Raw genomic sequence first — 13,558 nt, 5'->3', positions numbered from 1 at the left:
GAACATGATTTTTTAAAACAGAAAGCCTTGTTAGAAAAACGTTTCGATGAGTGGAAGGGCCGCAGTAGGCAAATCGACGATGTTTTGGTTTGGGGTATTCAGTTTTAAACCTTCTCTATTTCAAAATCTACATCCAGCATTTTCTGATAGCGTAATCCCGCATTATACATATCGAGATCGGCCGCCTGGTATCTCCATATAATTTTTACCTGAGATTTTTCAGAGAGTTTTTCCAGAAGAAAGAAAACCTTTGAAAGCTGTTTGGCTGTACTTGTCGAAAAGTAATCAAGGTAAAAAATAAAGGTGTTCTCAGGGTTTGGCTGGTCAATGTACTGGTTGAGCCAGTCAAAAATAGGCTGAAAAAATCCAACGGCATCCTCTGGCAGGCTCTTTTCTGTAATCTCAAATTGGTTCTTCTCAGCATCAAAAATAACCCGTGGTGTATCTTTGGTGGCTTCAATATATAGAACAGGCATCATGGCTAATCGTAAATTATTTTAAAGTCATCACTATCTTCTTCAGGCTCTTCTTCAACCAGTTCGAAGTTTATTCCGGTAAGTCGGGCAAAACGTTTTCCGCTCTCCAGCATGTCGGCATCGTCAGCGTAATAATGCCAAATTACTTTTAGCGAATATTTAATGGTTTCGAGCAAATTGAATATTTTACCTAGCTGCTTGGCCGAGGCTGTATTGAAATAATCGAGTTTAATGTGCAGCTCTGTTTGTTCTGTAGGCTGCGTAATGTATTGTTCCAACCATTCATATACCGGTTTGTAAAAATCAAAAGCATTTTCAGGCAATGAGCGTTCCGAAATGCTAAAGGTATTTTTATCCTTATCCAGTATAATTTCAGGAGTGTCCTCTGTTGCTTTGCGTATAAGTGGTTCCATTAGTCCTTTATTGTTACTTCGATTGTGAAAAAGGTATATTTTTCACTTGTCTCTTTAAACGCATATTTCAGTTTACTGTTACTTTTCATGCGTAATTCTATGAGGCCGAGTCCAGATTCTTTGTTATTGTCAATCTGAAAATTGAAAAGCCGTTTATCATAAAACTCATTTAGCTCTTCATTGTTCAAATTGTTAACTTTATCAATATTTTCCTTGAGCGAATCAATTTTATCTGGTTTAATATAATTTCCTGTATGAAGCTTATAGCCGTTTTTAGAATATGAAATATAAAACAGTCCCGGATTACCTTCTTGCTTAATGGGCGATATTCCATGCTTAACAATATTTTGTAACAACTCTACCATAATATTGAATACCTTCTTTTTTAAAGCGGCCTGCCCGGCCATTTGGCTTTCAATAATTGATAACAGGTTGATAAGGCTCTCCTGGTTAAAAATTCCATTGAAGATAATGAGCACATTTTCTTTGTCTAACTGCTCATGCAGATCGAAAATATTGCCAAAATTCAGATGCGATTCATCGGAATTCACTGCGGCAAAATTATGTTTTATGTAGGTGCGCAAGTAAAAATACGACCATTTATCATCGAGCTTTTTAAAGGCATACTGTAGTTTATTCCCTGATTTTCTGGCCATTTCAATTAACCCAAGCCCGGCACCACCTTTCTCAGAGAGCTCATTTTCCATGAGGGTCTTTTTGTAAAAATCTTTAAGCTCTTCTTTTTCCAGGCTATTGATTTTGTCCAGTTGGCTGGTTAGTTTTTTCTGATTCTCATTCAGGATTATGTTGGCCATGGTGATGTAATAAAATTCACCACTCTGCTCTACGCCAAAGAAACTTTTCCATGTTCCGGTCTCGTCCTGGTGGCGGGTTATGTTTTGTAAGCCTTCGACCAAAATGGTATACACCCGCTTTTTAACTTTTACAGGCTCATTGGCTTTGGTAAGGTTGGTTTCTGTGAGCGCCAGTATTCCATCGGTAATGCTTGCAGTTAAATCACCACGATAAAAATAACTTAGGCCTTCGGTATCCAGTATGTCATATATCTTAAAAGTTGTTTCCTGTTCAAGGGTCATATAAATAGTAGTTTATAGGTGGAATAAAGATATTAAATAAAAAATGTAATCGAAAATTTTTTTACTTAATGAAATCATAACCTTCAAATACTTTTTGTGCCGGCCCTTTCAGCCACAATTTTTCATATCGACCATTAAATTCAAAACTAATGGTCAATTGACCACCCCGAGCCTGGACTTTTATAGAATTTGAGTCGAACTGCTTTTTGTGATGAGCAATCACTGCCGTGGCAACACTTCCTGTGCCGCATGCCCAGGTTTCAGCTTCTACACCTCTTTCAAATGTGCGAATATGAATAACATTATCTATAATTTGGTAATAATTCACATTTACGCCATCCGGATAGAAATAGGAATCGTGTCGTAGCTTTTCCCCCTCGGTCTTTACATCCAGTTTTTGTAAATTTTCTGCTTCAATTACCAGGTGCGGTGAGCCAGTGTCTGCAAACATGCCAAAAGGCGTATTTTTAATTTCACCTATATTTTGCATCATAAGGTTCACCTCTTCATCATCGGTAATCACTCCTTTGTGCAAGCCATCCACTGCATCGAACGTGGTTTTTTTGCCTGCCATACCCCGATCATAGGCAAATTGTACTGCACATCTCCCGCCATTTCCACACATGGTGCCTTCAAAACCGTCAGAATTGTAATATGTCATTTTAAAGTCCGAATTATCTGATGGCCCTAGCGTAATTAGCCCATCTGCACCCACGCCAAACCTTCTGTGACAAATTGTCGCTATATCTTTTTGTGTTAACTTTATTCCGTTGTTCTCTGAAATATCAACTAAAACAAAGTCGTTCCCGGCTCCATGGTATTTATGAAATTTTTGCAGCATAAGTTAAAGTTAGGTTAAAATCAGCATGTTTGTATAAATTTTGAACTTTCATAAGCGTACAAATTTATACAATTTAAGTACCTTTTAAAACTTAAACACAGAACATAATATTTTAATAACCCGATAAAACTTTAAAAACTATGGAAAAAAGAAAGCTATTCATAAATTTTATTGCCGGGGTATTCGGTGGTTTATTGGTTTTGTTGGTTTACACCTTTTCCACAAATCAAAACACCAACACCGTTAAACAACGCAATAATTATGAGCAAATAGAGCAACAAAATGGTTTCGTGCGTAAAGCTGTAGATTCTAATCAAAGTGGTACAATTAATTCCCGAACAGCAGGGCTTTCGTCTCCGGTTGGAATGTTTGAGAATGAAATGGTCAGTGCTGCCCAAAAAACTGTTGATGCAGTAGTACACGTTAAAACAGCTTATGTGCAACAATATAGTTATGGAAATCCGTTTCTGGAGTATTTTTTTGGTCAGGGGAGCCAGCGTAAAAGCCAACCTGTGGTGGGTAGTGGTTCCGGTGTAATTATATCTGACGATGGCTACATTGTAACCAATAATCATGTGATTGATAAAGCACAGAAAATTAAAGTAGTGCTGAACGATAAAAGAGAATTCGATGCAGAGTTAGTTGGATCCGATCCTGGTACCGATATCGCTTTGTTGAAAATCGATGAAAATAATTTACCACACGTTAAAGCAGCCAATTCAGATAATGTGCAGATAGGAGAGTGGGTGCTTGCAGTGGGTAATCCATTTAACCTTACTTCAACTGTTACGGCCGGAATTGTTTCGGCAAAAGCACGCAATATAAACCTGCTTCGGGAAAATTACGGAATCGAGGCTTTTATACAGACCGATGCAGCTGTAAATCCCGGAAACAGCGGTGGCGCATTGGTTAACCGAAAAGGAGAATTAATTGGGATTAATACGGCCATTGCTTCTAAAACAGGATCATTTTCAGGTTATTCGTTTGCTGTACCGGTAAACATTGCTATGAAAGTTGTTGAGGATTTAATTGAATTCGGTCAGGTGCAGCGCGCTGTAATGGGCATCATGATTCACGACCTGAACGAAAGTTTCGCTGCAGAAAATGATATTGAAACCCTCAAAGGAGTTTATATCGACAATATAAGTGAAGGTGGCGCTGCTGACAAGGCTGGTATAGAACCTGGTGATGTGATTGTGCGTATAGGCACGGTCGATATAAAAAATGTGGCTCAACTGCAGGAGCAATTAAGTAAATTCAGACCCGGAGACCGGCTCAAAGTTACCGTACTGCGGAATAATCGCGAGGTTGAAAAAGATGTTATACTTCAAAATAAAATGGGGAGTACTGAAATAATTCAGGGCGAAGATCCTTTGGTGAACCTGGGAGCGCAATTTGAGGAGGTCAGCGACAAAGAAAAAAAGTTGCTGAATATTTCACATGGTATGAAAATTGTGGAGTTGGAATCCGGTAAATTAAGAAGTTCAGGTATTCATGAAGGTTTTATCATTCTGGCAATGAATGGTATGAAAATTGTATCTGAAAAGGATATCCGACAGGTGATAGAGCAATCTAAGGGCGGTATAATGGTTGAAGGAATTTATCCCAATGGAATGAAAGCATATTATGCATTTGGAAAATAAAATATTAAATAACTCATTCCGTTGTTTAACTGTTCTCTATACCATAAGAAAAAAACATAAATGCCTGAAACATTTTGAATAAGCCTGCGTAGTATAAGGGCACACAGTTATAAACGAATGATAATAGCTATTTAATTTAAAATATAAAAACATGAATCTCAGTACATTAGGATTCATGTTTATTTATTTGTGAAAATATATTTGCAATCTTTATCTGAGCCGTAAAATCAAAGGTATATATGAGACAGTTAAAAATCACTAAATCAATCACGAATCGCGAAAGTGCGTCGTTGGATAAGTATCTTCAGGAGATAGGCCGCGAGGAGCTTATTACAGTTGAAGAAGAGGTGGAATTGGCCCAACGCATTAAAAAGGGGGACAGGGCAGCACTCGAAAAACTTACACGAGCCAATTTGCGTTTTGTGGTTTCTGTTGCTAAGCAGTATCAAAATCAGGGACTGAGCCTACCTGACCTTATTAATGAAGGTAATCTTGGTTTGATTAAAGCTGCTGAAAAATTTGATGAAACCAGAGGTTTCAAATTTATTTCCTATGCTGTTTGGTGGATTCGTCAGTCTATTCTGCAGGCACTGGCAGAACAGTCCAGAATTGTAAGACTGCCATTAAACCAGGTGGGTTCATTGAACAAAATCAATAAAGCCTTTTCAAAATTTGAACAGGAAAATGAACGTACACCATCACCGGAAGAACTGGCCGACAAACTGGAACTGCCTAAAGAAAAAGTGAGTGATACATTGAAAGTATCAGGTAGACATGTATCTGTTGATGCACCATTTGTAGAAGGTGAAGATAACAGCCTGCTCGATGTACTCGAAAATCAGGACAGTCCTAAAGCCGATGGTAGCCTGATGAACGAATCGCTCGGAAGAGAAATTTTAAGGGCTTTGGCCACACTTACCGAAAGAGAACGCGACATTATTAAGTTGTTCTTTGGTATTGGTTGCCAGGAAATGACCCTGGAAGAGATCGGTGAGCGTTTTGGACTGACCCGCGAAAGGGTACGCCAGATCAAAGAAAAAGCAATCAGAAGATTGCGCCACACATCACGCAGTAAACTGCTGAAAGCTTACCTCGGGTAAACTTAAAAGTATCAAAATATTGAAGGCTGTCAATTTCGACAGCCTTTTTTTTGTTTTGTGACGAATTGGCACATTTAATCTTGTGGCATGCATGTTGGAAATTCCATTGCAGAAAATAACCAAAAAAACTAAATAAGATGCAAAAAGGTAATATTGGTGTAACTACAGAAAACATTTTTCCAATAATTAAAAAGTTTCTGTATTCCGATCATGAAATTTTTCTTCGCGAAGCATTATCAAACGCGGTCGATGCCACACAAAAGCTAAAAGCACTGGCCCGCCGCGGAGAATTTGAGGGTGAAATGGGTGATACCACCATTCGCATTAGCAACGATGCCGAAAAGAAAATCATTACTATTAGCGATCGCGGTATTGGAATGACCGCTGAGGAGGTGGACAAATATATAAACCAGATTGCTTTTTCAAGTGCCAATGAATTTCTGGACAAGTACAAAGATGATGTACAGTCAATCATCGGACACTTTGGATTGGGTTTCTACTCGCTTTTTATGGTTTCCGAAAAAGTTGAGATTTATACCAAATCGTATAAAGATGATGCGAAAGGCGTACATTGGTCATGCGAAGGTTCTCCGGAGTATCAACTTGAAGAGTACGACAAAAAAGAGCGCGGAACCGACATCGTAATTCACCTCGACGAAGAGTCAAAAGAGTTTGCCGAAGAAAGCAAAATAAATGAGCTGCTGAATAAGTATGCCAAATTCCTGCCTGTTCCGGTAGCCTTTGGTAAAGAACAGGAGTGGAAAGAAGATAAGATGGTGGATACCGATAAGGATAAAATCATCAATAACCCGGAGCCGGCCTGGACCAAAAAACCTGCTGATCTGGAAGAAAAAGATTACAAAGATTTCTACAAGGAGTTGTATCCAATGGGCGAAGACCCACTATTCCATATCCACCTAAATGTAGATTATCCTTTTAATCTTACAGGTATTCTCTATTTCCCGAAAATCAGGAACAACATTGAAATTCAGAAAAACAAAATTCAACTTTATTGCAACCAGGTTTTTGTAACCGATTCAGTAGAAGGAATCGTGCCCGAGTTCCTAACACTCCTGCACGGAGTTATCGATTCACCGGATATCCCATTGAACGTGTCACGTAGCTATCTGCAAAGTGATTCTAACGTGAAGAAAATTTCTTCGCACATTACTAAAAAAGTGGCCGACCGTTTGAACGATATCTTTAAGGAAGACCGCAAGCAATTCGAAGAGAAATGGGACGATCTCAAAATTTTCATTCAGTACGGTATGCTTACCGATGAGAAGTTTGCAGAACGTGCCAAAAATTTTGTACTCCTCAAAAATACCGATGGTAAATACTTTACCTTCGATGAGTATAAAGACCTGATTAAAGAGCACCAGACCGATAAAGATAAAAAGCTCGTGCACCTTTACACAACAAACAAAACCGAGCAGTATACCTTTATCGAAGAGGCCAAAACAAAAGGTTACGATGTGCTCGAAATGGACGGACAGCTTGACGTTCACTTTGTAAATAAACTCGAAACTGATCTCGAGGATGCATCTTTCAAGCGTGTTGACGCAGATGTACTCGATAAATTGATTGAAAAAGAAGTTTCAAAAGACTCCAAACTCTCTGATGAACAGCAAAACAACCTTGTGCCCGTTTTCCGTGGCCGTTTACCGGAAGATGGAAGTTATATCGTATCTGTGGAGAATCTCGATGAGGACACGCTTCCGATAATGATTACACAATCGGAGTTTATGCGTCGAATGAAAGATATGTCAGAAATGCAGGGTGGAGCGAACATGTACGGAAACCTGCCCGATAGCTATAATCTCGTACTGAACAGCAATCATCCGTTGATCGTAAATCTTGCTTCAAGCATTGATGAAGAGGTGGGCGATGAGCTTAAGAAAACCGATGAGGCTATTGAGCCCGTGCAGAAAGAGTTCGATGAGATATCTACCAAATATGCCGATAAAAAAGAAGAGGATTTATCGGAAGAAGATAAACAAAAGCGCACCGAAGTTCAGCAAAAGCTTGATGAGTTAAAAGCCGAAAAAGAGGAAAAACTCAAAGGTTTTGGCAAAGAAGAAAAACTGGTTAAACAATTGATTGACCTTGGATTGCTTGCCAACAATATGCTTAAAGGCGAAGATCTGAATAAATTTGTGAAGCGCAGCGTTGAATTGCTCGAAGAGTAAGCAACATAAATCATATCAAAACCTGCTTTTTTAATCGAAAGCAGGTTTTTTTATGCTCAAACCTCAAATTTTTGTACTTTCAACAAAATAATAACTGCGTCGTTATCCAAAATTTATGTACTGGCACATTCTTTTAATTTAAGGGGCATAAAATACTGCTTATTATGAAAACAATACTTTTAATTTTCCTTCTACCGCTTTTTACCTTTTTTGCTAATATGGGTCCTGACAAAGACCTTGAGCAATTACTAAAAGAGGCACAAAAACTTCAAAAAGAACGTAAATACAAATCTGCTGCCGATCTGGCCCTGAAGATTCAGGATAAAGCCCGCAAGGCTGAGAGAGATCTCATTTTTGTACAGGCTGTTGAAATTGAAATCACAGCCAACAAATGGTTCAGCTACGACAGCTTCGATAAGGTTTTGAAACGGTTAGATGTACACATTAAGCAACCATTCGGGCGCACCGAAGTATTGCTGCGCACTTATAAAATTCATGGTTACGAATATTGGTATAACCAACACAGCTACAGACTGCGCGACAATGCCGATGATGGCATTATTAACGAAGAACCCAAAGCTTGGTCGAAACACGATATTTGGAAGCTTATAGATCAGGAAGTCTCAAAGATTTTTGCTACAAATAGCGATGCCCAGTTGACTTCAAAAGAAATGGAGTTGTTTTCCACTGCACAAAGCATTGATGGAGTGATGCCCTCGAAAATAATAGACCTGGCCTTGCTCACAGCTATAAACACCATCAAAATTTTTGATGGTGTTTATCAATATCAACTGACAAACGGCTATGCACCAATTTCTACGTTTGTGTCTTCAAATCTCCAAAATGAGGATGCGCATCCCTTAGCGCAAATGTCACGTTATTTTGCAATGTTGCTCGAAGATCAAGAGAATCGCAAGGCTAACCTTCAGCAGCATTTGGATATTAAAAGATTGCAATACCTCTATGAAAAAGATGAGCAGTTTAATAAAATCAATCAATATGTCGATGCACTCAAACGGCAACTTAATAAGAAGACCCCTGCCTCAAGTGTCGCTTCTGCGGCCTTAGCTAAAATCTATATCAGCTATGCAAATCAGGCCATGGCAAAAGAGAACGAGAAGATGGCTGTTGAGTGGCAAAATAAGGCCATTGCCTTATGTAAAGAAAGCTTGAAGAATTATCCTGAAAGCTATGGAGCCACTGACTGTAAAGAATTGCTCGATGACTTAGAGAGATCAACCGTTCAGCTGCAGGTTCAGGAACAGATAATACCTGGAAAACCTGTTCCGTTGCGCATTGACTATAAAAACCAAAAGTGGATTAATGTAATAGCTTACCCTATAAATGCGAATAGTTTCGCAATTTCAGACCGAACAAACAGGGACCTTGGCATACCCAAGGGTGAAAAGATATGGGAACATAAAATTAAACTTCCTGAAAAACCCGGTTATTTCAGACGAAATGTAATTGATTTGCTGCCTGCATTACCAAAAGGTTTCTTTTTGCTTGATATTGAAACAGAAAAGAAACTAGCGCCACGGCATAACGTAATGGATGAACTGCTAATCAACAGTACAAATCTGGCCATTATTACGCGTCCATTAGAGGATAAAACCCGCATTATAGCACTAAACCGAATCAGTGGAAAACAAATGGAAACCTGCAAGGCCGATCTACTCGACATGCAATACAATTATCGGTCGCGAGAGCGCTCATTTGAATTATTACGGGAAGTGAAAATGCAGGAAGGAGTGCTCGACCTTGCACGAAAGGACAGAGTTGATGTAGTGCAGATCTCCACAAAAGGAGATACGTTGCTCACGCGTTTCAATCACAACTTTTTTCATCAGGGCAAAGAGCGGACACGTGAAAACATTCAGTTTTATGCAGACAGAAGCATTTACAGACCCGGCCAGTTAATTCATTTCAAGGGAATTGCTACACTCAAAACAGGTGATGATTGGAAACCCAACTCCAATCAAAAAATTGAAGTGCAGCTTATAGATGCCAACCGAAAAACCATTGCCAAACAAACCTATACTTCAGGGCCCAATGGCAGTTTTAACGGACAATTTAAAATACCTCAGAGTGCCCGCCCCGGAACAATGCGACTTAGGGCTGATCGCGGAAACCTGTCCTTTGAGGTACAGTATTACAAGCGACCGGTTTTCGATGCATCTTGGAAGGTGAAAAACCAACTAACCCTGCCTGGCGAAGAAGTAGCCATAGATTTAGAAGTGAATTCATTCGCAGGGGCGCCTATTGATAAAGCTACTGTGGAAACAACCGTTAAGTTGAGTTCCGGGATTTTTAAATATTGGTACCCGCAACAATCAGAAATGGTGGTGGCAAGTTTCACCGATACTACAAATACCAAAGGTATTGCCCAAATAAATTTTAATTCACTTAAAGCCGATTATCTCCAGCGTTATACAGTAGAAAGCAAGGTAACTTTGCCCGACGGTTCATCACGGGTTTTTGAATATACCCATTTAGTATCGCCCAGACCAATACAAACAGGTTTTACAGTAAATGAACCGGTAGTAGATGCCAGAGAGCTTCCACAGGTCTCTATTAAAGGTGTAAACGGAGAAGAAGTAACAGAAACAGTTAAGCTTGTGGTGAATAAACTTCAGGCACCCGATGACCAGTTTTACCCAATGCCTTTTTCTGCGGCTGAAGAAATTATTGCCAACAAGCAACAATGGGAAAAAGCATTTCCAGGCATGGCCTGGAACAATGCACTCGATTTGTCTGCCATGCCAACAGGTAAGCTGATAACAGAAATTGAGGCTGCAGCCAATAAACTGGCATTACCCGACGCATTTGAGTTAGATGAAGGTTTTTACAAATTTACGTGGTATGTGGCAGACAGTCTGTATGCGAATAATTATTTGAAAGTCATAGATCCGGAATATAGAAGGATAAAACTTGCTGAGCCTTTTAACATGATCACTGATAAAGCTGATTGTAAGCCCGGAGAAATGGTTAAAGTCCATTTGTCAAGTCGCTTCGATGATGCGCAAATACGTTTAATTGCTAGTGACAAAGAGGGGGAGTTGTTTACAAAACAAATAGAAATAGATGGCCGCAAAGAAGAAATTGAGATTAAAGTGCAGCAAAGGAGCGAAGGCCAAATCTACCTTTCGGCAATAATGATTGCTCAGGGGCGTCGGTTTGTGAGAAACGCAACAATTCAGGTTGAGCCTGTCAGCAGGGTTTTGGATGTCCGCTTTACTTCAATTCGCAACAAGATGGTGCCGGGCACACCTGAAAAGTGGAGTGTTCAGATTAAGAAAAATAGTAAAGTGTTACAGGGAGCCGAGGTGCTGGCTTCCATGTACGATTTGTCGCTCGATCAGTTTGTAGCGCATAACTGGAGTTTGCCATTCCAGTTACATAACTTTTACAACCTGAACTGGGAATCGCGCACTTTTAATAACAGCGGGCTTTATCTGCATGCACCTTATGCGCATAAACCACAAAACAAACCGCATTGGTACATCGAAAATCCATTTGGACCTGCATCCAGCGTACGGTCAAAGCAAACCATGATGTTGGAAGTTGTTGATAATGAGTCAGCAATAGAAGAACCAACTCCACCACCAGCTGAAATGAAAGGGGGGGAGATGCAATACGATATGGAAGCTGATTTATCTGAAGATAAAGCTGTTAAGCCAGAAGACAAAAAGCAGGATGCCGTTGCATTGCGAACAAATTTTAACGAAACAGCCTTCTTTTATCCAAAACTCAAAAGTGATAAGGATGGTAAAGTACTCCTGGAGTTCGAAGCCCCACAGAGCATGACCAGCTGGAAGTTGCAGGTGTTGGCAATCGATACCGGTTTAGCTGCCGGGTATGCCAAACATGAGGTGGTCACCCAAAAACCTTTGATGGTAGTTCCCAATAAATTGAGGTTTGTCCATAACGGTGATGAAGTGACATTAGAGGCTATGGCCTACAACATGACCGACAGTCTTTTAACAGTAAGTCCCAATGCAAAAATATTCAACCCGGTTACCGGTAATGAATTTGAAGCAGAGTTGCCTGTCAATGAGTTTGAGTTACCCGCTGGCGAGAGTAAAAGTTTTGCGGTGAAATTTTCAGTGCCGGCAAATATCAGCGCCCTGAATTATCAGATTAGCGGTACAAGCGGACCATATACCGATGGCGAATTACACAATATTCCGGTTTTACCATCAAGGCAGCGCATCATCAACAGCATGGTGATATGGAACAAGCCCGGGCAAAAGAAAACTTACAAGCTGGAATCCATAAAAAAGCTAAATAGTCCAACTGCCGCACAACACGAGCTTACTATCGAAATGACTACCAACCCTGTTTGGATGGCCATTAAAGCCTTACCGGCGGTATACAGGTCTCAATCGGCATCAGCCATACAAATGGCGCGCAATTTTTACATTACGTCCGGTACAAGCCAAATGCTCAGCGACTATCCAAAAATTCAGCGTGTGCTGAAAGTTTGGGAGAAATCGCAACCCGGGGCATTGAAGTCATCGCTGCATAAAAATGAAGAGCTTCGTAATTTATTACTTTCAGAAACTCCCTGGGAAAAGGTAGCAGCCGATGAGGAGTTGCAACGGGGTGTATTATTGGAAATGCTGAATCCGAATTTTACATCGCAACAAATGCAAATGGCCCTGTCGGATCTGGAATCGCAACAGCTGGAAAGCGGAGCATTCAGCTGGCGGCCTGGAATGCGGGCATCATATTACTTTACATTACAAACTGCATTTTACCTGTCGAAAACCCTGCACATGAAAACCGTTGAGCAAAGCGGAGCAAAAAGTATTGTGACAAAAGCACTGCGGTATCTTAAAGATGAGGTGGAGGTAAAATATCAGCGTATGCTGGAATATAACATGGATACAACTGATTATGTTACATCTTCAGCTATGATGCGCTATTTTATGGTGCAGCATGCTGTGAATAACCAATACAAACCTGCCTCCGAAGCTGAAAAATTTTATTTCCGCCATGCAAGAAGATACCAGGAGATGGCTTTGCAACAGTTTGTTCTCTCAGGCTATTTGGCTGCCTATTACGGTCACGATGAATATGCCAGACTTGTAATTGATCGATTGCGGGAGCGTGCCGTCGTGGATGAAGAAAAGGGTATTTTCTGGCGCACAAATCGTATGGGCTGGCAATGGGACGAAGCTCCGGTAGCTACACAGGCACTTATCATTCAGTATTTCCAGTTAATGAAACAGCCACAGGATGAAATTGAGGCCATGAAACTTTGGCTCATAAGGCAAAAACAGGGTCAGGCATGGCGCGACCAGGATGCATCGTTAATGGCCATTGATGCATTGCTGAATACCGGTAGAAATTGGCTCAAACGTTCCAGTCCGGTCAAAATTAAAGTGGGCCGGCAAATTATTAAAACCGATGATATGGCCGGTGAGGCCGGTTCCGGGTATTTCAAAAAATCACTGGGTAAACCCACTCCATTTATGAAAGAGGTATATGTGGCTAATCCCGGAGAGGTTCCCGTTTGGGGTGCTGTTTACCATAGTTTTACCGAAGATTTCGCCAATATTGAGCCTGCACAGGACGAAATGTCTGTAAACCGGAAAATATACAAAGTCCGGGAAACAGCAAAAGGGAGTAAGCTTGAAACCACATCTAATGAAACCAATCTGAAACCCGGAGACCGTCTGCGTATTAAAATTACGGTAAGCAGTAACCGGGAGCTCGATTACGTATGGATCAAATCACCCCATGCAGCTTGCATGGAGCCACTCGACCAGATGAGCGGTTACACGTGGGATGGTG

Annotated in this window: 8 protein-coding genes; 4 read left to right on the top strand and 4 right to left on the bottom strand. The window is 40.4% G+C overall.

Annotation, left to right across the window (positions count from 1 at the left end; all coding sequences use genetic code 11):
* Positions 1–104: 104 nt before the first annotated feature.
* The 4 genes from VJ937_RS01920 to dapF form a co-directional block, all read right to left on the bottom strand.
* Positions 105–479 carry a DUF1987 domain-containing protein gene (locus tag VJ937_RS01920; RefSeq protein ID WP_324065231.1) on the bottom strand — a complete coding sequence of 125 codons (375 nt, stop codon included), beginning with the start codon at positions 477–479 and terminating at the stop codon, positions 105–107.
* Positions 480–481: 2 nt separating this feature from the next.
* Positions 482–889: a DUF1987 domain-containing protein gene (locus VJ937_RS01915; protein ID WP_057954663.1), complete on the bottom strand. Its 408-nt coding sequence runs from the start codon at positions 887–889 to the stop codon at positions 482–484.
* The gene (locus VJ937_RS01910; RefSeq protein WP_324065230.1) at positions 889–1,986 is read right to left on the bottom strand and encodes a SiaB family protein kinase; all 1,098 of its coding nucleotides are present in this window, start codon (positions 1,984–1,986) and stop codon (positions 889–891) included. Before VJ937_RS01910 ends, VJ937_RS01915 begins: the two co-directional genes overlap by 1 nt.
* 61 nt (positions 1,987–2,047) lie before the next feature.
* Positions 2,048–2,827 (bottom strand): diaminopimelate epimerase, encoded by a 780-nt coding sequence (gene dapF, locus VJ937_RS01905; RefSeq protein ID WP_324065229.1) that lies wholly within the window; start codon positions 2,825–2,827, stop codon positions 2,048–2,050.
* 140 nt (positions 2,828–2,967) lie between these two features.
* Between dapF and VJ937_RS01900 the strand changes: the two genes are divergently transcribed.
* From VJ937_RS01900 to VJ937_RS01885, 4 genes are all read left to right on the top strand, one after another.
* Positions 2,968–4,470 (top strand): trypsin-like peptidase domain-containing protein, encoded by a 1,503-nt coding sequence (locus tag VJ937_RS01900; protein WP_324065228.1) that lies wholly within the window; start codon positions 2,968–2,970, stop codon positions 4,468–4,470.
* 239 nt (positions 4,471–4,709) lie between these two features.
* Positions 4,710–5,570 (top strand): sigma-70 family RNA polymerase sigma factor, encoded by an 861-nt coding sequence (locus VJ937_RS01895; protein WP_057954666.1) that lies wholly within the window; start codon positions 4,710–4,712, stop codon positions 5,568–5,570.
* A gap of 137 nt (positions 5,571–5,707) precedes the next feature.
* A complete protein-coding gene (htpG, locus tag VJ937_RS01890) occupies positions 5,708–7,759 on the top strand; it encodes a molecular chaperone HtpG (RefSeq protein WP_324065227.1) in 2,052 nt (683 codons plus the stop codon).
* Between the two features lie 164 nt (positions 7,760–7,923).
* On the top strand, positions 7,924–13,558 hold a 5,635-nt coding region (locus VJ937_RS01885; protein WP_324065226.1), incomplete at its 3' end, for an MG2 domain-containing protein.

Source organism: Salinivirga sp. (assembly GCF_035268865.1).
Taxonomy (GTDB): Bacteria; Bacteroidota; Bacteroidia; order Bacteroidales; family Salinivirgaceae; genus Salinivirga.
Note: the sequence above shows the minus strand (reverse complement) of the source record. Positions and strands in the feature narration are given on the sequence as shown.

Coding starts and splice junctions, on each gene's coding strand:
- dapF (WP_324065229.1), bottom strand. CDS start 2,827: ATGCTGCAAAAATTTCATAAATACCATGGAGCCGGGAACGACTTTGTT.
- VJ937_RS01910 (WP_324065230.1), bottom strand. CDS start 1,986: ATGACCCTTGAACAGGAAACAACTTTTAAGATATATGACATACTGGAT.
- VJ937_RS01920 (WP_324065231.1), bottom strand. CDS start 479: ATGATGCCTGTTCTATATATTGAAGCCACCAAAGATACACCACGGGTT.
- htpG (WP_324065227.1), top strand. CDS start 5,708: ATGCAAAAAGGTAATATTGGTGTAACTACAGAAAACATTTTTCCAATA.
- VJ937_RS01895 (WP_057954666.1), top strand. CDS start 4,710: ATGAGACAGTTAAAAATCACTAAATCAATCACGAATCGCGAAAGTGCG.
- VJ937_RS01900 (WP_324065228.1), top strand. CDS start 2,968: ATGGAAAAAAGAAAGCTATTCATAAATTTTATTGCCGGGGTATTCGGT.
- VJ937_RS01915 (WP_057954663.1), bottom strand. CDS start 889: ATGGAACCACTTATACGCAAAGCAACAGAGGACACTCCTGAAATTATA.